The following is a 20,545-nucleotide window of genomic DNA, read 5'->3' as shown; positions in this document are numbered from 1 at the left end:
CACCGAGGCGGTGTCCCCCTCTGCATGAGCCCCCTCGTTCCTCACCGCGGAAGGTCCCACCCCCGATGTACCGCCTCTTCTTCCACCTGATCTTCAAGCGCATGGACCCCGAGCAGGCCCACCACCTGGCCTTCCGCTGGATCCAGCTGGCCGTGCGCATCCCCGTGCTGCGCACCTTCGTCGCGGCCGCCCTCGCGCCGCGCTACAAGGAGCTGCGCACCGAGGCCCTGGGCCGCCGGATGCACGGCCCCTTCGGCCTGGCCGCCGGCTTCGACAAGAACGCCGTCGCCATCGACGGGATGACCATGCTCGGCTTCGACCACGTCGAGATCGGCACCGTCACCGCCCAGCCGCAGCCCGGCAACCCCAAGAAGCGCCTGTTCCGGCTTGTGCCGGACCGCGCGCTGATCAACCGGATGGGGTTCAACAACGAGGGCTCCGCGTCCGTGGCGGCCCGTCTGGCGGCCCGCAACCCGGTCTTCCCGACCACCGTCGGCGTCAACATCGGCAAGACCAAGGTCGTCCCGGAGGCCGAGGCGACCGCCGACTACGTCACCTCCACCGAGCGGCTCGCCCGGCACGCCGACTACCTGGTCGTCAATGTCTCGTCCCCGAACACCCCCGGACTGCGTAATCTCCAGGCCGTCGACCATCTCCGGCCGCTGCTGACCGCGGTCCGCGAGGCCGCCGACCGTACGGTCACCGACCGTCGGGTCCCGCTGCTGGTCAAGATCGCCCCGGACCTCGCCGACGCCGATGTCGACGCGGTCGCCGACCTCGCCGTGGAACTCGGCCTGGACGGGATCATCGCCACCAACACCACCATCGCCCGCGAGGGCCTCGGCCTGACGTCCGACCCGGCGCTGATCGCCGAGACCGGCGGCCTGTCCGGCGCGCCCCTCAAGGAGCGCTCCCTGGAGGTCCTGCGCCGCCTCTACGCCCGCGTCGGCGACCGGATCACCCTCATCGGTGTCGGCGGCATCGAGAACGCCGAGGACGCCTGGCAGCGCATCCTGGCCGGCGCCACCCTCGTCCAGGGCTACAGCGCCTTCATCTACCAGGGCCCGTTCTGGTGCCGCGCCCTCCACAAGGGGCTGGCGGCCCGCCTGCGCAACAGCCCGTACGCCACCCTCGCCGACGCCGTCGGCGCCGAGCACAAGAAGGTGACCGGATGACCCTGGAGCCCTTTGGCACGCGCCTGCGCCGCGCCATGGACGAGCGCGGCCCGCTCTGCGTCGGCATCGACCCGCACGCCTCGCTGCTGGCCGACTGGGGCCTGAACGACGATGTCGCGGGCCTGGCCCGCTTCACCCGCACCGTCGTGGAGGCGCTCGGCGAGCAGGTCGCGGTCTTCAAGCCGCAGGCGGCGTTCTTCGAGCGCTTCGGCTCGCGCGGCCTCGCCGTACTGGAGACCGCCGTCGTCGAGGCGCGCGAGCGCGGTGCCCTGGTCCTGATGGACGCCAAGCGCGGTGACATCGGCTCGACCATGGCCGCGTACGCCGAGACCTTCCTGCGCAAGGACTCGCCGCTGTTCTCGGACGCGCTGACCGTCTCCCCGTACCTCGGCTACGGCTCGCTGAAGCCCGCCGTCGACCTCGCGCGCGAGAGCGGCGCCGGGCTCTTCGTCCTCGCCCTCACCTCCAACCCGGAGGGCGCGGAGGTCCAGCGCGCGGTGCGCGAGGACGGCCGCACGATCGCCGCGACCGTTCTCGGCCACCTCGCCGCCGAGAACGCCGGCGCCGAGCCGCTGGGATCCTTCGGCGCGGTCGTCGGCGCCACGCTCGGCGATCTCTCCTCGTTCGATCTGGCGATCAACGGCCCGCTGTTGGCCCCCGGCATCGGTGCCCAGGGCGCCACCCCCGCCGACCTTCCGACGGTCTTCGGGGACGCCGTGCGCAATGTCGTGCCGAGCGTCAGCCGAGGGGTGCTGCGGCACGGTCCGGACACCGCCGCTCTGCGCGCCGCGGCGCACCGATTCGCCGACGAAGTGCGGACCGCGCTCGATTAGGCACCTTCCGACGGGGACTTTGGTCCCGAATTGTCCTGGTCAGCAGAGTCTGACCAGGACTTTTCGTCTGTTCTCGCTGACTCCGGGCGCCTTGGCCGCTAGTCTCCGTCGAGAGCACTGCACGTAAGCGCGTTGCTCGTTGCTCCGCAGGTGCGGGGCGACTAGGTTCCACACCGGTCCGTATCCGACAGTTCGACATCCGAGGTGACGTAGGCGTGGCTCTTCCGCCCCTTACCCCTGAACAGCGCGCAGCCGCGCTCGAGAAGGCCGCCGCGGCTCGCCGGGAGCGCGCCGAGGTCAAGAATCGGCTCAAGCACTCCGGTGCTTCCCTCCATGAGGTCATCAAGCAGGGCCAGGAGAACGACGTCATCGGCAAGATGAAGGTCTCCGCACTGCTGGAGTCCCTGCCCGGCGTCGGCAAGGTCCGCGCCAAGCAGATCATGGAGCGGCTCGGTATCTCCGAGAGCCGCCGTGTCCGGGGTCTTGGCTCCAACCAGATCGCGGCGCTGGAGCGTGAGTTCGGCAGCACCGCTTCCTGAATTTTCCGGCACCCCCGGGAAGCTGGAATAATCGCTGCATGAGTACTGCAGTCTCCCGGGGGACGACCCCCGCACCCCCGGCCAGACAACCGCGACTGACCGTGCTCTCCGGCCCCTCCGGGGTCGGTAAGAGCACGGTCGTCGCGCATATGCGCAAGGTCCACCCCGAGGTCTGGCTCTCGGTTTCGGCCACCACCCGCAAGCCGCGACCCGGGGAGCGGCACGGCGTCCAGTACTTCTTCGTCGACGACGAGGAGTTCGACAAGCTCGTCGCCAACGGTGAGCTGCTCGAATGGGCCGAATTCGCGGGTAACCGCTACGGCACCCCCCGCAAGGCGGTGCTGGACCGGCTGGAGGCCGGGGAGCCCGTCCTGCTGGAGATCGACCTACAGGGCGCGCGCCAGGTCCGCGAGTCCATGGCGGAGGCCCAGCTCGTCTTTCTCGCCCCGCCGAGCTGGGACGAGCTGGTCCGCCGACTCACCGGCCGGGGCACGGAGGCGCCCGAGGTCATCGAGCGCCGCCTGGCCGCAGCCAAGGTCGAGCTGGCGGCGGAGAAAGAGTTCGATGTGACGCTTGTCAACACCTCCGTCGAGGACGTCAGCCGTGAGCTGCTAGCCTTGATGTTGCATCGATCCGGGGACCACAACACCAGCGGCTGACCGCGCAGCTCCCCGGAGCGCCCCAGACTTTTGCGTTACACACCGGCTTTATCCCCCTTCGGAAGGTAGAGAGTGTCCTCTTCCATCACCGCACCCGAGGGCATCATCAACCCGCCCATTGATGAGCTTCTCGAGGCCACTGATTCGAAGTACAGCCTTGTGATCTACGCCGCCAAGCGCGCGCGCCAGATCAACGCGTACTACTCCCAGCTCGGCGAGGGCCTGCTGGAGTACGTCGGCCCCCTCGTCGACACGCATGTCCACGAGAAGCCCCTGTCGATCGCGCTTCGCGAGATCAACGCGGGTCTGCTGACCTCCGAGGCCATCGAGGGCCCCGCGCAGTAAGCAAGCACAGCACCTCACCAAGGGCCCGGCGGAGCGACCGCCGGGCCCTTGGTGTGTCATAGGGACAGACATACCTACGGACCTGAGCTCGGGGAGCGGCGAAGCGATGGACAAGCGGGAGCGGGAGCGGCCCAGGGTCGTCCTGGGGGTCAGCGGCGGGATCGCCGCGTACAAGGCGTGCGAGCTGCTGCGGCGGCTGTCCGAGTCCGGGCACGACGTACGGGTCGTGCCGACCGCCTCGGCGCTGCACTTCGTCGGCGAGGCCACCTGGTCGGCGCTCTCCGGGAACCCGGCCACCACCGAGGTCTGGGAGTCCGTCCACGAGGTCCCGCACGTCCGCATCGGTCAGGCCGCCGACCTCGTCGTGGTCGCGCCCGCCACCGCCGACCTGCTCGCCAAGGCCGCCCACGGCCTCGCCGACGACCTGCTGACCAACACGCTGCTCACCGCGCGCTGTCCGGTGATCTTCGCCCCGGCGATGCACACCGAGATGTGGGAGAACCCCGCCACCCAGGAGAACGTCGCCACCCTGCGGCGCCGCGGCGCGATCGTCATCGAGCCCGCCGTCGGCCGGTTGACCGGTGTCGACACCGGCAAGGGCCGCTTCCCCGACCCCGTCGAGATCTTCGAGCTCTGCCGCCGGGTGCTGGCCCGCGGCGCGCAGGGGGCCAGCACGCAGGATCTCGCGGGCCGCCATGTCGTCGTCACCGCCGGCGGCACCCGCGAGCCGCTGGACCCCGTCCGCTACCTGGGCAACCGTTCCTCCGGCAAGCAGGGCTACGCGCTTGCCCGCACCGCCGCGGCCCGCGGCGCCCGGGTCACGCTTGTCGCGGGCAACACCGAGTTGCCCGATCCGGCCGGGGTGGACGTGATCCACATCGGTACGGCCCGCCAGCTGCGGGAGGCCGTGCTGAAGGCGGCCGCGGACGCCGACGCGGTGGTCATGGCCGCCGCCGTCGCCGATTTCCGGCCCGCCGTCTACACCACCGGCAAGATCAAGAAGGTCGACGGCCAGGAGCCGGAACCGGTCACCCTGGTCAGAAATCCGGACATCCTCGCCGAGCTCTCCGCCGACCGCCCGCGGCCCGGACAGGTGGTCGTCGGCTTCGCCGCCGAGACGGACGACGTCCTGGCCAACGGCCGCACCAAACTCGCCCGCAAGGGCTGTGACCTGCTGGTCGTCAATGAGGTCGGCGAGCACAAGGCCTTCGGCTCGGCCGAGAACGAAGCGGTGATCCTGGCGTCCGACGGAACCGAGACCCCGGTCCCGTACGGCCCCAAGGAAGCCCTGGCCGACACGGTCTGGGACCTGGTCGCCCCCCGCTTGGCCGAGATTCACACCTGATCCCGGCCGGAACCACTCCTACCGACCCCTGCTTCACTCCATCGGCCCCATAAAAACCGGCGTGTTTCCTTGACCCGGCCCATTCTCAAGGTGATCGTCCTACCGTGGGCCGTGGTGTCCCAGGTCACGGGGGGTCCATAAATCGAGACCGCGTGCCCGAACGCCACATCTGACCGATAAACTGGCGAGTGGATCGGGCCGAGCGCAGCTCTCGGCCCTTCCGCCAATGATCAGCCAGCAGCCGCTGCAACCCCAGGGAGCGATGTGTCCCGCCGCCTGTTCACCTCGGAGTCCGTCACCGAGGGCCACCCCGACAAGATCGCTGACCAGATCAGCGACACCATTCTCGACGCGCTCCTCAAGGAGGACCCGACTTCCCGGGTCGCCGTGGAGACGTTGATCACCACCGGCCTGGTGCACGTGGCCGGCGAGGTGACGACGAAGGCGTACGCAGACATCCCCAACCTCGTCCGGAACAAGATTCTGGACATCGGCTACGACTCGTCCAAGAAGGGCTTCGACGGCGCTTCCTGCGGCGTCTCGGTCTCCATCGGCGCGCAGTCCCCGGACATCGCCCAGGGTGTCGACACCGCGTACGAGAACCGCGTCGAGGGCGATGACGACGAGCTGGACAGGCAGGGCGCAGGCGACCAGGGCCTGATGTTCGGCTACGCCTGCGACGAGACCCCGGAGCTGATGCCGCTCCCGATCAACCTCGCGCACCGCCTCTCCAAGCGCCTGTCCGAGGTCCGCAAGAACGGCACCATCCCCTACCTGCGCCCCGACGGCAAGACCCAGGTCACCATCGAGTACGACGGCCATAAGGCCGTCCGCCTCGACACCGTCGTGGTCTCCTCGCAGCACGCCAGCGACATCGACCTCGACTCGCTGCTCGCGCCCGACATCCGCGAGTTCGTCGTCGAGCACGTCCTCAACCAGCTCGTCGAGGACGGCATCAAGCTGGACACCGACGGCTACCGCCTGCTGGTCAACCCGACCGGACGCTTCGAGATCGGCGGCCCGATGGGTGACGCCGGCCTGACCGGCCGCAAGATCATCATCGACACCTACGGCGGCATGGCCCGCCACGGCGGCGGTGCCTTCTCCGGCAAGGACCCGTCCAAGGTCGACCGCTCGGCCGCCTACGCGATGCGCTGGGTCGCCAAGAACGTCGTCGCCGCCGGCCTCGCGGCCCGCTGCGAGGTCCAGGTCGCCTACGCGATCGGCAAGGCCGAGCCCGTCGGCCTCTTCGTCGAGACCTTCGGCACCGCCACCGTCGACACCGACAAGATCGAACATGCCATCGCCGAGGTCTTCGACCTCCGCCCGGCCGCCATCATCCGCGACCTCGATCTGCTCCGCCCCATCTACGCGCAGACCGCCGCCTACGGCCACTTCGGCCGCGAGCTGGAGGACTTCACCTGGGAGCGCACGGACCGGGTGGAGGCGCTGAAGCGGGCCGCGGGGCTGTAAGTCCCCGTACCGCCGCCTGATGTGATCACGGCCCCGGACCGCTCGACGGTCCGGGGCCGTGGCCTTTCCACAGCGCCTCCGGTCACTGTCCGTGCCGTCTGCTAATACTGATGCTGTGAGCAGGGAGAACGGGCGACCGGAGGCGGGGGTGCCGGGTGCGGGCGAGCAGTTGGCCCTCATCCGGGAAGCCGTGCGGGAGACCAAAGCCGGGCGGGCCAAGCCGCGGACCTGGCGGGGGGCCGAGTTGGCGGCGGGGCTGCCGGTGGCGCGGGTACTGGTCGACAAGGGGCTGGTGCACCTCGACCGGTACTTCGATTACGCGGTGCCGGCGGCGATGGATGCCGAGGCGCAGCCCGGGGTGCGGGTACGGGTGCGGTTCGGGGCGGGGGAGAAGGGGGGCCGGCGTGAGGGCGGCAAGCTGGTCAGCGGGTTCATCGTGGAGCGGGTCGCGGAGAGCGACTATCGCGGGGTGCTCGCCCCGATCGCGCAGGTGCTGTCCTCCGAGCGGGTGCTGACGCCCGAGCTGCTGGGGCTGTGCCGGGCGGTGGCGGACCGCTATGCCGGGACGCTCGCCGATGTGGTGCAGCTGGCGGTGCCGCCGCGGCGGGCCCGGGCGGAGGCCAAGCCGTCGCCGGCGCCGTTGCCGCCCAATGCGGCGCCCGAGGTGGGCAGTTGGGAGCGTTACGGGGCGGGGGCCGGGTTCCTGACGGCGCTGGTGCGGGGCGATGCTCCGCGGGCGGTGTGGACGGCGCTGCCCGGGGCGACCTGGCCGCAGGAGCTGGCGCGGGCGGCGGCCGCCGCGCTGGCCGGCGGGCGCGGTGCGCTGGTGGTGGTGCCGGACGGGCGGGCCGCGGCGCGGGTGGACGCGGCGCTCGGTGAGCTGATCGGGGACGGGCGGCATGTGCTGCTGACCGCGGACGCAGGGCCCGAGGAGCGGTATCGGCGGTGGCTCGCGGTCAGCCGTGGGTCGGTGCGGGCCGTGGTCGGGACGCGCGCGGCGATGTTCGCACCGGTCGCCGATCTGGGGCTGGTGGCCCTGTGGGACGACGGGGACGCCAGCCACAGTGATCCGCATGCGCCGCAGCCGCATGCTCGCGAGGTGCTCATCCAGCGGTCGGTGAATGAGCGCGCCGGTTTTCTGCTGGGCGGGCTGAGCTGCACGGTCGAGGCGGCACAGCTGGTCGAGACGGGCTGGGCGCGCCCGCTGGCCGCCGACCGCGAGCAGGTGCGGGCCGCGGCGCCCCTGGTGCGTACGGTCGGCGACGGCGACGAGGCGCGGGACGCCGCCGCGCGCGCCGCCCGGCTGCCCACGATGGCCTGGCAGGTGGTGCGCGAGGGCCTCAAACACGGACCGGTGCTCGTCCAGGTGCCGCGCCGTGGCTACGCGCCCCGGCTGGCGTGCGAGCGGTGCCGTACCCCCGCGCGGTGCCGAGCGTGCGCAGGCCCCCTGGAGTCGCAGGACGCGGGCGAGCTGGCCTGCGCATGGTGCGGACGGCCGGAGCCGGACTGGCACTGCTCCGAATGCGGCGGCGCGCGGCTGCGGGCGCAGATCGTGGGCGCGCGGCGGACGGCGGAGGAGCTGGGCCGGGCGTTCCCGGCGGTCCCGGTGCGTACGTCGGGGCGTGATCATGTACTGGCCACGGTGCCGGGAGCACCCGCGCTCGTGGTCAGCACGCCGGGCGCCGAACCGGTGGCCGAGGGCGGCGGGTATGCGGCCGCGCTGCTGCTGGACGGCTGGGCGCTGCTCGGACGGCCGGATCTGCGGGCCGGGGAGGAGGCGTTGCGCCGCTGGCTGGGCGCTGCCGCGCTGGTCCGCGGCCAGGCGGAGGGCGGCACCGTCGCGGTGATCGCGGAGCCGACGCTGCGTCCGGTGCAGGCGCTGGTGCGCTGGGATCCGGTCGGGCATGCGGTCCGCGAGCTGGCCGAGCGGGCCGAGCTGGGCTTCCCCCCGGTCTCCCGGATGGCCTCCGTGGCCGGCCGCGCCGAGGACATCGCCGAGCTGCTCAGAAGTGCCGAACTCCCCGCGGGCGCCCAGGTGTTGGGTCCCGTACCCCTGCCGATACCGGACCCCGCGCGCCCGCGCCGGCCGGGCGACCCGCCGCCGGGCGAGGTCTGGGAGCGCGCCCTCGTACGCGTACGCCCCGGCCAGGGCGCGGTGCTCGCCGCGGCGCTCAAGGCGGCCCGCGCGGCCCGGCTGGTCAAGCGGGAGGGCGAGGCGGTACGGGTACGGATCGATCCGCCGGACCTGGGATGAGGAGAAACCTGGGATGAGGAGAAGGGGCCGTCGGGGGTCTGGCCCCGCCCGGACATGGCGCCGCCCCGGGACCGTTGTCATCGGGCGGTCCCGGGGCGTTGGCGAGCGGTGGTGAGTGGGCTGCAGCCCCGTGTGAGAGTGGCTCAGCCGTTGCGGGGGCCGGGGAAGGCGCCCGGACGGGTGGGCTCGTCGCGGGAGGCCGCGGTCGGCTGGGCGGGCATGGAGCGGGCGGCGGGGACGGACGGCGCGCCCGGCAGACCCGCGGCGATGGTCACCGCGCGGGTCGCCGAGGACTCGGGCGAACGTACCGTCGGCTCAACGCTGTTGTCGGCGGCGGGCTGGGCGGCTGCCCTGCGGGCACCGTAACGGCGGTGCACGGCCTGTTTGGTGACACCGAGCGCCGAGCCCACCGCATCCCACGAGAACCCCAGTGAACGGTCGAAGTCGACCGCGGCCGTGACAAGTGTTTCGACGCTGTCGCGCAACTCCTGGGCGAGACGCACCGTCGGAGCGGGCGCGCGTCCATACACGACAAAGCCCGCGGAGGGTCCCGTGCGCCGCGGTCGGTAGACGTTGCCGAGCTGAGCGGTCAGCGTGCGCAGTGCGTCCACCTGCCGTCGGACCCGCTCGATGTCCCGCACCAGGAGATGCAGGCTGGCGCGCGCCTGGGCGTCGTGGGTTGCGTGGTCGGCCATGAGCAAGCCTCTCGAACCGGCGTGGAAAAGGAAGTGTGAAAGCGATCGGGCCGCCAAAGCGGCCCGGTCGAAGGTCAATGCTGTTTGACCAACGCGACAGCAGCGGCTCTGGTCACGGTATGGGGGCGTACGAGCTTCCGTGCGAGGCGCGGGAAAACCCGTACGCCCCCTGGATCCACCACTCGTGGCCTGGGCCAAGACCCATAGACTGGTGCGTCGTTCCGCTGCGTGTGAGAGGTAATCGCCACCCATGAGGCTTGTCTTCGCCGGCACCCCCGAGGTCGCCGTACCCGCCCTCGATGCCCTGATCGCCTCCGACCGGCACGAGGTCGTGGCCGTCGTGACGCGGCCCGACGCGCCCGCCGGACGCGGCCGGAAGCTGGTCGCCAGCCCCGTCGCCGAGCGCGCCGAGGAGGAGGGCATCGAGGTGCTCAAGCCCGTCAAGCCGCGCGACGAGGACTTTCTGGCCCGGCTGCGGGAGATCGCGCCGGACTGCTGCCCGGTGGTCGCCTACGGCGCGCTGCTGCCGCAGACCGCGCTCGACATCCCCGCCAAGGGGTGGGTCAATCTGCACTTCTCGCTGCTGCCCGCGTGGCGCGGCGCGGCGCCCGTGCAGCACGCGGTGCTCGCGGGTGACGAGGTGACCGGCGCCTCGACCTTCCAGATCGAGAAGGGCCTGGACTCCGGGCCGGTCTACGGGGTGCTGACCGAGGAGGTCCGGCCGACGGACACCAGCGGCGATCTGCTCACCCGGCTGGCGTTCGCCGGCGCCGGGCTGCTCGTCGCGACGATGGACGGCATCGAGGACGGCACGCTGACGCCGGTGCCGCAGCCCGCCGAGGGCATCTCGCTCGCGCCGAAGATCGAGGTCGAGGACGCCAAGGTGGACTGGTCGGCGCCGGCGCTGCGGGTCGATCGGGTGATCCGCGGCTGCGCGCCCGCGCCCGGTGCGTGGACGGTCTTCCGGGGCGAGCGCCTCAAGCTGATGTCGGCCACCTCCGCCGCGGGCCACACCGAGCTCGCCCTCGCACCCGGCGAACTCGCCGTCACGAAGAAGGCGGCGTACGTCGGCACCGGCAGCCACCCCGTCGAACTCGTCTGGGTCCAGCCGCAGGGCAAGAAGCCGATGAAGGCCGCGGACTGGGCGCGTGGCGTACGGATCGAGGCGGGGGAGCGGCTGGGGGACTAGGACGGGCCTTTTCGATCGGTCCCGACCTCCCCGCGCGCTCCCGCCTGCCGCCCGCGTAGGCTGGGACGGACCCCTCATCTCGTATCCGGAGCACCTTTTCTGTGAGTCAGCAGCCCCGTCGTCGCCCCAGCAAGCCCTATCGCCGCCCGCAGAAGGACCCGGTCAGGATCCTCGCGTTCGAGGCGCTGCGGGCCGTCGACGAGCGGGATGCGTACGCGAATCTCGTGCTGCCGCCGCTGCTGCGCAAGGCGCGCGAGGGCGGTGACTTCGACACCCGGGACGCGGCGCTGGCGACGGAGCTGGTGTACGGGTCGCTGCGGCGGCAGGGGACGTATGACGCGATCATCGCGCAGTGCGTGGACCGGCCGCTGCGGGAGGTCGACCCGCCGGTCCTGGACGTGCTGACGCTCGGCGCGCACCAGCTGCTCGGCACGCGTATCCCCACGCATGCCGCGGTCAGTGCGAGCGTCGAACTGGCCCGGGTGGTGCTCGGCGACGGACGGGCCAAGTTCGTCAACGCGGTGCTGCGCAAGGTCGCGGCGCATGACCTGGACGGCTGGCTGGAGCGGGTCGCCCCGGAGTACGACAAGGACCCCGAGGACCACCTCGGCATCGTGCATGCGCATCCCCGCTGGATCGTCTCGGCGCTGTGGGACGCGCTCGGCGGGGGCCGCGCCGGTATCGAGGACCTGCTGGAGGCGGACAACGAGCGCCCCGAGGTGACGCTGGTGGCGCGGCCCGGCCGGTCCACCGCCGAGGAGCTGCTGGCGGCGGTCGGCGAGGACAGCGCGCTGCCGGGGCGCTGGTCGCCGTACGCGGTGCGGCTCGCGGAGGGCGGTGAGCCGGGCGCGCTGGACGCGGTCCGCGAGGGACGTGCCGGTGTACAGGACGAGGGCAGTCAGCTCGTCGCGCTCGCGCTGGCGAACGCGCCCGTCGAGGGCCCCGACCGCGCCTGGCTCGACGGCTGCGCCGGCCCCGGCGGCAAGGCGGCGCTGCTGGCCGCGCTCGCCGCACAGCGAGGCGCCGCCCTGCTCGCGTCGGAGAAGCAGCCGCACCGCGCGCGCCTGGTGGCGCGGGCCTTGGAGGGCAACCCCGGCCCGTACGCGGTCATCGCCGCCGACGGCACCCGGCCCGCCTGGCAGGCCGGCGCCTTCGACCGGGTGCTCGTCGATGTGCCCTGCACCGGTCTCGGCGCGCTGCGCCGGCGGCCGGAGGCGCGCTGGCGCCGCCGCCCCGAGGACCTGGACGGCTTCGCCCCGCTGCAGCGCGAGCTGCTCCGGCAGGCGCTCGCGGCGGTACGGATCGGCGGCGTCGTCGGCTACGCGACCTGCTCCCCGCATCCGGCCGAGACCCGGGCCGTGGTGGACGACGTCATCAAGGGGCGGGGCGGCCTGCCGGCAGAGGTGGAATGGATCGACGCACGGCCGCTGATGCCGGGCGTCCCGGCGCTCGGCGACGGCCCCGACGTCCAGCTGTGGCCGCATCTGCACGGCACGGACGCGATGTATCTGGCGCTGCTGCGGCGGACCGGCTGAGGGACGGGTACGGGCCGAGGCGGCGGTCTCGAATTCAGCGGAGGGCCGGTGCGGCCGCTGAGGGCTTCTGGAGGGTGTCGGACAGCTTCTTCGGGAGGTAACTGGCGATGGGCATACCGGTTTCCCGGCAGTACTGGTACAGCGACTTTCCGCTGGTGGCGGTGGACAGCTTCTTCTTCTGGATCAGCTTGGCCACCGCCTTGACCTTGTTCCCGTCGACGGACTTGCAGGGGATTCTGTCCTGGTACCCCTGAACCGTGAAGTACTTCCCGGCGACGGTGATCTTTCCCGGCGCCAGTTCGATCTCCGCATCCACGCCGTTCTTGTCGTACTCGACAGGGACGCCGAGATCGTGCAGTACGTCGGTGAGGTCCCTTTCGCTTTTGGTGACGGTGGCGACGGCGCTGCTGTCGGCCAGCGGGATATAGCCGAACACCCCTTTGACCTGGAGCGGCATCGGCACGCCCTGGTAGCGGTACTCCCCTCCGGGGGCGGCTGAGAGCTCCTCGTACTTCGCGGTTCCGATCTCGGAGAGCCTGAGCTTGAAGAAGGCGTAATTCCGGATGTGTTTCCGGTCCAGCCTCTGGTCCTGGGCCAGCCGCTCCAGCTCTTCCAGGGTCCCGATTTCGGTCCATTCCGCTGACGCGAACGGGGCTGGGGCCACGTTCTTGGTGATGTTCAGCATGTCCTTCAAGAGGCGGACCGTCTCGTCCTCGCTGTTTTCCTTCTTCACGGCAGTGCCCAGGTCGGTGAGTTCCTTGAACTTCTCGCCGAGCGAAGTGAAGTACCGGCCGTCGAAGTCGATATCGTCCTTCGACGTGGACGGTTCCGGCCGGATCGAGGTGTTGGGGCCGGAGAACTGGTTGCCGCCCTGCCACTCGAAGAAGGACATCCGCATGTCCCCCAGCGGGACCCCGGCCACGGTCTCGGTGTCGGGGTCCGGTCCGGCCAGCTTTTCCCTCAGCTCTCTCTTGAACGTCTCCAGGTCCTGCCCGGCGGGGGGTACGACCTTGAGGTTGGTGAGCATCCGGTCGGTGAGTGTTTCGGGAATGGCGTGGGCGAGGACCTCGGCACGCTTCTCCTTGCTCAGCTTTCCGAGCGCGCCGACGAGGGCGGTGTGGGGAACGATGTGGTGCGCGGTGAGCTCCCACCCTTCGTGTTGCCTCGCTTCGGCATAGGGGTTCTCGCCGCGCCGCTGGATGACGGGCGAGCCCGAGGGTGCCGTCGCGAACCGGGCGACCGTCGGCGCGGAGGCTTCGTCGCGGAGGGCCTGCTGCACGGGTGAGATGGCAGTTGGGACGGCCGGGGAAGGCGTCGGTACGGGGCGGGCGAGGACGCGGGCCGCGTTCTCCTCCGCCGCGCGTTCGAAGGTGTCGGAGGGGCCGCTGATGCTCAGGCCCGAGCCGTTGTCGGTACCGGAGACCGGACCGGTGCGCTGCTGGATGACATGGGTGAGCTCATGGGCCAGGGTGTGCTTGTCGGCGCCGCCGACGCCGATGACGATATGGCTGCCCGAGGTGTAGGCGCGGGCGCCGAGCTCGGTGGCGGAGCGCCGGGCCGGCGGGTCGGTGTGCAGGCGGACGTCGGAGAAGTCGGCGTCGAGCCGGGCTTCCATCTCCGTGCGTACGCTCTCGTCGAGCGGTGAGCCCGGGGAGCGCAGTACGTCGTGCACGGTGGAGCGTTGAAGTGGCTGCTGGTGCCCGCCTGGGGTGTCGTGGGCGTGCGGCTCCCGGGCAAGGAGTTGTACGAGGGCGCGATTTCCCGCGGAGCGCTGTAGCGCGATGAGTGCCGCAGGGCCGTTCCCGAGGCCCTGGACCGGGGCCGCCTCGGGCGATAAGTGGTGGGTTTCGTCCCGCAGACGCGTTGCTTGCTCCGCTGACGGCCGATCTTCCGCGTACACGCTGTCTCCCCTCCGCCCGCCGGTCCACTGCCCGATGGCGACATCATCAGCATGGCGGCCCTGTGGTCGGGGCGTAAGGGCGCACTCCGGGCGGTCGTTGCACCCGTCCCCCCTCCATCGCTTCTCGGCCACCAAGCCATACTGGTGGCATGGCCTTGATCAACCCCAGCATCCTGTCCGCAGACTTCGCCCGGCTCGCCGAGGAGGCGAAGGCCGTCGAGGGCGCCGACTGGCTGCACGTCGACGTCATGGACAACCACTTCGTCCCGAATCTCACTCTCGGTGTGCCGGTGGTCGAGTCGCTGAGCAAGGCGACGGACACCCCGCTCGATCTGCATCTGATGATCGAGGACCCGGACCGCTGGGCGCCGCAGTACATCGAGGCCGGGGCCGGGTCGGTGACCTTCCATGTGGAGGCGGCGGCGGCGCCGGTGCGGCTGGCGCGGGAGATCCGGGCCAAGGGCGCGCGGGCGTCGATGGCGCTGAAGCCGGCCACACCGATCGAGCCGTACGAGGATCTGCTTCCCGAGCTCGACATGCTGCTGATCATGACCGTGGAGCCCGGCTTCGGCGGCCAGGCGTTCCTGGACATCATGCTGCCGAAGATCCGTCGCACCCGTGAGCTGATCTCCCGGCACGGTCTGGAGTTGTGGCTGCAGGTCGATGGCGGGGTCTCGGCGGCCACCATCGAGCGCTGTGCGGAGGCGGGCGCCGATGTGTTCGTGGCCGGCTCCGCGGTGTACGGCGCGGACGACCCGGCCAAGGCGGTCCGGGACCTGCGGGAGAAGGCCGAGACGGCGACCGCGGCGGCGGGCTGGGGCTGCGCGCACTGACTCCGGGGCACGGGAGCGGGCCGCCGGATCGAACATGTGACGGGCGGCCCGGTCGATATCGGCCACCGAAATCCTCTTGTGGCGCGGCTGTGCCGCCCATTGTCCGTGGCGCAACCGAGCGTTCACGACGGTCGGAGCGGTGATGGTCCCCGTTGCCCTCGGGTTTCTGAAAGGATGAGCAAAGACTCGATCAGATGCGCAAAAGGGGAGAATTTCGTGGTAGCCAGCCGCCCACAGTCCGGAATGGGCCCTGCCGAGCTGGTGCAGGCCGCGGCCATGGCCCGCCGTTTCTATCTTGAGGGCAAGTCGAAGATCCAGATCGCGGAGGAGTTCGGCGTCAGCCGGTTCAAGGTCGCGCGGGTGCTGGAGACGGCACTGGAACGTGATCTTGTACGGATCGAGATCCGGGTCCCCTCCGAGCTGGACGCCGAACGCTCCGACGCCCTGCGGGCCCGCTACGGCCTGCGGCACGCGGTGGTCGTCGAGTCGCCCGCGGATGCTCCCCCCGCCTTCGGTGGCGGGACCCCGCCCGAAGACGCCGCCGACCCGGAGAACCTCGGTGAGGTCGCGGCCGACCTCCTCGGCGAGCTGGTCACCGAGGGCGATGTGCTCGGACTGGCCTGGGGCCGGTCGACCATCCACATGGCGGCCGCGCTGCGCCGGCTCCCGCCGTGCACCGTCGTCCAGCTGACCGGTGTCTATGACGCCGGCACCGCCGACCGGGGCTCGGTCGAGGCGGTGCGCCGCGCGGCCGATGTCTCCGGAGGCGAGGCGCACCCGATCTACGCGCCGATGCTGCTGCCCGACTCGGCGACCGCCGAGGCGCTGCGCCGGCAGACCGGTATTGCCCGCGCCTTCGACTACTTCGACAAGGTCACCGTCGCCTGTGTCTCCATCGGTTCCTGGGAGCCGGGCATCTCGACCGTCTACGACATGCTCTCGGAGGAGGAGCGGGAGCACTACGCCTCGCTGGGCGCGGCCGCCGAGATGTCCGCGCACCTCTTCGACACGGAGGGCCGGCGGATCGGCCGGGACCTCGGCGAGCGGTGCATCACGGTCGAGGCGGACCGGCTGCGCCGTATCCCCGAGGTCGTCGCGATCGCGGGCGGCCGGCGCAAGGCCGCGGCGATCGGCGCGGTGCTGCGCTCCGGGCTGGTGACGAGTCTGGTCACGGACACCTCTGCCGCCGACCATCTGCTGCTGGAGACCGGCCCCGGGCCGCGCCCCGCCCTGGACCGGGCGGATCCTGACGGGGCGTGACGCACCCCTGGCGGACTCATCGGCGAGCAGCCCGGGCCTGCCTGTGACAGCATCAGCGCCATGGTGATCCGCTTCGTTCCGCGCCGCGCCGCCGCTGTCGTCGCCGCGCTGCTCGCCGGGTTGCTTCTCGTACTGACCGGGTGTTCCACCGGCGGTGGTGACAAGGGGAGTTCGCCTGCGTCGCCGCGGTCCGTGGCAACGGCCGTCGCCGGTACGCGGGCACCCGCCACCTCCGGTACGCCCGGCACCGTTGGCGTACCGGACCGGTCGAAGGGCATGCCGGTCGTCCCGGTCGGCAAGCTGCCCTCCCAGGCGCGGGACACCCTGCGGCTCATCGACGCCGGCGGGCCCTTCCCGTACGCGCAGGACGGGACCGTCTTCGGCAACCGTGAGGCGCTGTTGCCCCGTCAGCCGCGCGGCTACTACCACGAGTACACGGTTCCTACGCCCGGGTCGCCGGACCGCGGTGCGCGCCGTCTCGTCACCGGCGAGAGCCACGAGACGTATTACACCGACGATCACTACCGGACCTTCAAGGCGGTGCTCCGATGACGGGTTCTGTGCCCCGGCCGCTCGCGGCGGTGCTCGACGGCAGTACGCCCCCGGGAGTGCTGCCCTGGCCCGCCGACCGCTCGGTGGCGGACGCGCTGGACGCCGCGCGGGACGCCGGCTGGACCGGCGCGACGCTGGAACTCGAAGGGGCCGTGGGCAAGGACGCCTTCATGGAGCGGTGCGCCCGCTCGCTGCGGCTGCCGGACTGGTTCGGCCGCAACTGGGACGCGCTCGCCGACTGCCTCACCGACCTTTCCTGGTGCCCCGCCGACCGCGGCCGGCTGCTGATCGTGACGGGCTGGCAGGGCTATGCGACCGCCGCGCCGGAGGACTGGAGCATCGTGGAGGGCGTCCTCGCGGACGCGGTGGGGTACTGGCGCGACACGGACACCGGACTGGCCGTGATCATGGCCAGGGGACGGGCCCGGCAGGGGGTCTAGGAGCTGTCCGGGACCGTCTCCGGCGGGTGTCGTCCCGGCTGGAGATCACCCCGTACGTCTGGACCGCTCACCCGGCTCGACGTGTACACGTCAGCAGCTCAGTGCCCGTTGGCGGATCGCACACACGGCCCACTCCCTGGCTCGGACAATCGTATGAGCCCTGGTCAGGGCCCGTATCCTGGCGTTATGCGATTCCTGAATCCGAAGAACGGCGCGCTCGAAGAGAGTTCTTCGGTGCCTTACGACCTGACCTACGACGATGTGTTCATGGTGCCCGGCCGCTCCGCCGTGGGCTCCCGCCAGGGTGTGGATCTGTCCTCGCCCGACGGGTCCGGAACCACCATTCCGCTCGTGGTCGCCAACATGACGGCGATCGCAGGCCGCCGGATGGCCGAGACCGTTGCCCGCCGTGGTGGCCTGGTCGTCATTCCGCAGGACATTCCGCTCGACGTCGTCACCGACGTCGTGACCTGGGTCAAGCGCCGTCATCTGGTGCTGGACACGCCGATCGTGCTGTCCCCGGTCGCGACCGTCGCCGACGCCCTGTCGCTGCTGCCCAAGCGGGCGCACGGCGCGGGCATCGTCGTCGAGGGCGGTCGCCCGGTCGGCGTCGTCACCGAGCACGACCTGGCCGGGGTGGACCGCTTCACCCAGGTGGCCGAGGTCATGACCCGGGACCTGCTGGTCCTGGACGCGGACATCGACCCGCGGGAGGCCTTCAACCGCCTCGACGCCGCCAACCGCAAGCTCGCTCCCGCGGTCGACGCGGACGGCAAGCTGGTCGGCATCCTGACCCGTAAGGGCGCCCTGCGCGCCACCCTGTACACCCCCGCCACGGACGCCAACGGCAAGCTGCGGATCGCCGCCGCCGTGGGCATCAACGGCGATGTGGCCGGCAAGGCCAAGGCGCTGCTGGACGCCGGTGTGGACACGCTCGTCGTGGACACCGCGCACGGCCACCAGGAGAGCATGATCAGCGCGGTCAAGGCGGTCCGGGCGCTGGACCCGCAGGTCCCGATCGTGGCGGGCAACATCGTCGCCGCCGAGGGTGTACGCGATCTGATCGAGGCCGGCGCGGACATCATCAAGGTCGGTGTCGGACCGGGCGCGATGTGCACCACTCGGATGATGACCGGCGTCGGCCGGCCGCAGTTCTCCGCGGTGCTGGAGTGCGCCGCCGAGGCCAAGAAGTTCGGCAAGCACGTCTGGGCCGACGGCGGCGTGCGGCACCCCCGCGATGTCGCGATGGCGCTGGCCGCGGGCGCGTCCAACGTCATGATCGGCTCCTGGTTCGCCGGCACCCTGGAGTCGCCCGGCGACCTCCAGCACACCGCCGACGGCCGCCCGTACAAGGAGAGCTTCGGTATGGCCTCCGCCCGTGCGGTGCAGCGCCGTACCAGCGAGGAATCGGCCTACGACCGGGCCCGCAAGGGGCTCTTCGAGGAGGGCATCTCCACCTCGCGGATGTTCATCGACCAGGGGCGCCCCGGCGTCGAGGACCTGATCGACTCGATCATCGCGGGCGTCCGCAGCTCCTGCACCTACGCGGGCGCGGCCTCGCTGGCCGAGTTCGCCGAGAAGGCCGTGGTCGGCGTGCAGAGCGCCGCCGGCTACGCCGAGGGCAAGCCGCTGCACGACAGCTGGAACTGACCCGCGACAGGGCCGCACAGCGACCCGGATCCGCCGCTCACCGGCCCCGCACCGCATCGGTGCGGGGCCGGTCGCGTATGCGGGCCCCATGGTGTCCACCCCTTGGACGCTCCGCCGCGAACTTCATGATCTGACGCTTGTGCGCAACGAACCGTCGTCCGTCGCACCGGTGCGCAACGATCGTCCGTAGTTGCGCAAGGAACCCGCATTACGGCAGGTCAGCGGCGGGCCGTAAGGTCATGCGCTGTACGTGGAGTGGCGGAGACCGCCTGCTCGGCGGTCTCCTGCTGCGGCTTGCTTTGGCATGCCCATGAACGGGCCGCTGTCGGTCGCCGTCATCCGTATCCGCAGTCACCGGCAGCGATGAACCGGCAGCGATAAAGGAGCCACCCCAGTGTTGGAGCACGGCGCAGCCCCACCCGTAGGGGACAGCGACCCCCAGCCACCCTCCGGAGGCCTCGGCACCCGGCTGATGCGGCGCAAGCCGGTCGAGCGGCTGGTCGCCGAGGGCGGCAAGGGGGAGGGCGGAACGCTCCGCCGCTCGATGGGTGTATGGCAGCTGACCATGATCAGCATCGGTGCCACCCTCGGCACCGGCATCTTCGTGGTCCTCGGCAAGGCCGTCCCGGCCGCCGGGCCCGCGGTCATCATCGCCTTCGTCATCGCCGGCATCACCGCCCTGTTCTCCGCGCTGTCCTACGCGGAGCTGGCCGGCACCATCCCGGTCTCCGGATCGTCCTACTCCTACGCCTACGCCACCCTCGGCGAGCTGGTCGCCTGGGTCTGCGGCTGGTGTCTGATCCTGGAGTACGGCGTCTCGGTCGCGGCCGTCGCGGTCGGCTGGGGCCAGTATCTGAACGAGCTGCTCGACGGCACGCTCGGCTTCACCATCCCGGATGCGCTCTCCGCGCCGCCCGGCGACGGCGGCTACTTCAATCTGCCGGCGCTGCTGGTGGTGATGCTCGCGATGGCGTTCCTGCTGGGCGGGGCCAAGGAGAGCGCCCGGGCCAACATGATCATGGTGGTCGTCAAGATCGTCGCGCTGCTGCTGTTCTGCGGTGTCGCCCTACAGGGCGTGCGGTCCGGCAACTACGCCAACTTCATGCCGATGGGCATGGCGGGCGTCGGCGCCGCGGGCGCGACCCTGTTCTTCTCGTACATCGGCTTCGACGCCGCCTCCACGGCCGGCGAGGAGGCCAAGGACCCGCAGCGTGATCTGCCGCGCGCGATCATGCTCTCGCTGGTGATCGTCACCGTGCTGTACTGCCTGGTGGCGGCCATCGCCGTCGGGGCGATGCCCTGGCAGAAGTTCGAGGGCTCGGAGGCCGCGCTGGCCGGGATCATGAAGGCGGTCACCGGTCAGAGCTGGTGGGCCGTGCTGCTCGCCTTCGGCGCGGTCATCGCCATCGCCAGCGTCGTGCTGACCGTGCTCTACGGCCAGACCCGGATCCTCTTCGCGATGTCCCGGGACGGCCTGGTGCCGAAGGTGTTCTCCAAGGTGCACTCCAAGAGCGGTGTGCCGCGCGCCAACACCGTGATCGTCTCGCTGTTCTGCGGTGTGCTCGCCGCCGCGGTGCCGCTGGGCGAGCTGGCCGACGCCACCAGCATCGGCACGCTGTTCGCCTTCGCGCTGGTCAATGTGGCGGTGATCGTGCTGCGCCGCACCCGGCCGGAGATGAAGCGGACCTTCCGCACGCCGCTCTCCCCGCTGTTCCCGGCGATCGGCTTTGTGCTGTGCGCCTGCATGATGGGCAGCCTCGGCGCCGTGACCTGGGTGGTCTTCGGAGTCTGGATGGCCGTGGGCCTTGTGGTCTACTTCGGATACGGCATGCGCCGCTCCCGATTGGCCACAGCAGAGAAGTGATCCA

18 protein-coding genes are annotated in these 20,545 nt (G+C 71.2%); 16 read left to right on the top strand and 2 right to left on the bottom strand.

Annotated features, from left to right (window positions below):
- Positions 1 to 65: 65 nt before the first annotated feature.
- The 8 genes from KI385_RS09425 to KI385_RS09390 all read left to right on the top strand — a co-directional run bounded on the left by KI385_RS09425 (position 66) and on the right by KI385_RS09390 (position 8,623).
- Positions 66 to 1,175, top strand: coding sequence for a quinone-dependent dihydroorotate dehydrogenase (locus tag KI385_RS09425; RefSeq protein ID WP_238571749.1), 1,110 nt, complete (start codon positions 66 to 68; stop codon positions 1,173 to 1,175).
- Positions 1,172 to 2,008, top strand: coding sequence for an orotidine-5'-phosphate decarboxylase (gene pyrF, locus KI385_RS09420; RefSeq protein ID WP_181923819.1), 837 nt, complete (start codon positions 1,172 to 1,174; stop codon positions 2,006 to 2,008). Before KI385_RS09425 ends, pyrF begins: the two co-directional genes overlap by 4 nt.
- A gap of 215 nt (positions 2,009 to 2,223) precedes the next feature.
- The gene (locus KI385_RS09415; protein ID WP_128509128.1) at positions 2,224 to 2,547 is read left to right on the top strand and encodes an integration host factor; all 324 of its coding nucleotides are present in this window, start codon (positions 2,224 to 2,226) and stop codon (positions 2,545 to 2,547) included.
- A gap of 38 nt (positions 2,548 to 2,585) precedes the next feature.
- Complete coding sequence (gene gmk / locus KI385_RS09410; protein WP_238571748.1) at positions 2,586 to 3,206, top strand: guanylate kinase; 621 nt, start codon at positions 2,586 to 2,588, stop codon at positions 3,204 to 3,206.
- Positions 3,207 to 3,278: 72 nt separating this feature from the next.
- A complete protein-coding gene (gene rpoZ / locus KI385_RS09405; RefSeq protein WP_005319902.1) occupies positions 3,279 to 3,551 on the top strand; it encodes a DNA-directed RNA polymerase subunit omega in 273 nt (90 codons plus the stop codon).
- A gap of 106 nt (positions 3,552 to 3,657) precedes the next feature.
- Positions 3,658 to 4,896, top strand: a complete 1,239-nt coding sequence (gene coaBC / locus KI385_RS09400) for a bifunctional phosphopantothenoylcysteine decarboxylase/phosphopantothenate--cysteine ligase CoaBC (RefSeq protein ID WP_238571747.1) — start codon at positions 3,658 to 3,660, stop codon at positions 4,894 to 4,896.
- A gap of 264 nt (positions 4,897 to 5,160) precedes the next feature.
- The gene (metK, locus tag KI385_RS09395) at positions 5,161 to 6,369 is read left to right on the top strand and encodes a methionine adenosyltransferase (protein WP_238571746.1); all 1,209 of its coding nucleotides are present in this window, start codon (positions 5,161 to 5,163) and stop codon (positions 6,367 to 6,369) included.
- Positions 6,370 to 6,484: 115 nt separating this feature from the next.
- A complete protein-coding gene (locus tag KI385_RS09390; protein ID WP_238571745.1) occupies positions 6,485 to 8,623 on the top strand; it encodes a primosomal protein N' in 2,139 nt (712 codons plus the stop codon).
- Between the two features lie 143 nt (positions 8,624 to 8,766).
- On the opposite strand, the gene KI385_RS09385 is transcribed toward KI385_RS09390, so the two are convergent.
- Complete coding sequence (locus tag KI385_RS09385; protein WP_128510968.1) at positions 8,767 to 9,318, bottom strand: hypothetical protein; 552 nt, start codon at positions 9,316 to 9,318, stop codon at positions 8,767 to 8,769.
- 250 nt (positions 9,319 to 9,568) lie between these two features.
- On the opposite strand from KI385_RS09385, the gene fmt reads away from it, so the two are divergent.
- A complete protein-coding gene (gene fmt, locus KI385_RS09380) occupies positions 9,569 to 10,507 on the top strand; it encodes a methionyl-tRNA formyltransferase (RefSeq protein ID WP_238571744.1) in 939 nt (312 codons plus the stop codon).
- A 101-nt stretch (positions 10,508 to 10,608) separates the two neighbouring features.
- Positions 10,609 to 12,042, top strand: a complete 1,434-nt coding sequence (locus tag KI385_RS09375) for an RsmB/NOP family class I SAM-dependent RNA methyltransferase (RefSeq protein WP_238571743.1) — start codon at positions 10,609 to 10,611, stop codon at positions 12,040 to 12,042.
- 34 nt (positions 12,043 to 12,076) lie between these two features.
- On the opposite strand, the gene KI385_RS09370 is transcribed toward KI385_RS09375, so the two are convergent.
- Positions 12,077 to 13,714, bottom strand: coding sequence for an eCIS core domain-containing protein (locus KI385_RS09370; RefSeq protein ID WP_238571742.1), 1,638 nt, complete (start codon positions 13,712 to 13,714; stop codon positions 12,077 to 12,079).
- Positions 13,715 to 14,091: 377 nt separating this feature from the next.
- Here KI385_RS09370 and rpe point away from each other — a divergent pair, with 377 nt between their 5' ends.
- The 6 genes from rpe (at position 14,092) to KI385_RS09340 (ending at position 20,541) form a co-directional block, all read left to right on the top strand.
- Positions 14,092 to 14,775, top strand: coding sequence for a ribulose-phosphate 3-epimerase (rpe, locus tag KI385_RS09365; protein ID WP_238571741.1), 684 nt, complete (start codon positions 14,092 to 14,094; stop codon positions 14,773 to 14,775).
- 243 nt (positions 14,776 to 15,018) lie between these two features.
- Entirely contained in the window at positions 15,019 to 16,035 is a 1,017-nt protein-coding gene (locus tag KI385_RS09360; protein ID WP_238577634.1) for a sugar-binding transcriptional regulator, read from the top strand.
- Positions 16,036 to 16,095: 60 nt separating this feature from the next.
- The gene (locus KI385_RS09355; protein ID WP_238571740.1) at positions 16,096 to 16,587 is read left to right on the top strand and encodes a guanyl-specific ribonuclease; all 492 of its coding nucleotides are present in this window, start codon (positions 16,096 to 16,098) and stop codon (positions 16,585 to 16,587) included.
- The gene (locus KI385_RS09350; protein ID WP_238571739.1) at positions 16,584 to 17,027 is read left to right on the top strand and encodes a barstar family protein; all 444 of its coding nucleotides are present in this window, start codon (positions 16,584 to 16,586) and stop codon (positions 17,025 to 17,027) included. The genes KI385_RS09355 and KI385_RS09350 overlap by 4 nt, the downstream gene beginning before the upstream one ends.
- Before the next feature lie 186 nt (positions 17,028 to 17,213).
- On the top strand, positions 17,214 to 18,677 hold the full coding sequence (locus KI385_RS09345) for a GuaB1 family IMP dehydrogenase-related protein (RefSeq protein ID WP_238571738.1): 1,464 nt from the start codon (positions 17,214 to 17,216) through the stop codon (positions 18,675 to 18,677).
- 394 nt (positions 18,678 to 19,071) lie between these two features.
- Positions 19,072 to 20,541: an amino acid permease gene (locus tag KI385_RS09340; protein ID WP_238571737.1), complete on the top strand. Its 1,470-nt coding sequence runs from the start codon at positions 19,072 to 19,074 to the stop codon at positions 20,539 to 20,541.
- Positions 20,542 to 20,545 lie beyond the last annotated feature (4 nt).

It is taken from the genome of Streptomyces inhibens (assembly GCF_022221585.1).
Taxonomy (GTDB): Bacteria; Actinomycetota; Actinomycetes; order Streptomycetales; family Streptomycetaceae; genus Streptomyces; species Streptomyces inhibens.
Note: the sequence above shows the minus strand (reverse complement) of the source record. Positions and strands in the feature narration are given on the sequence as shown.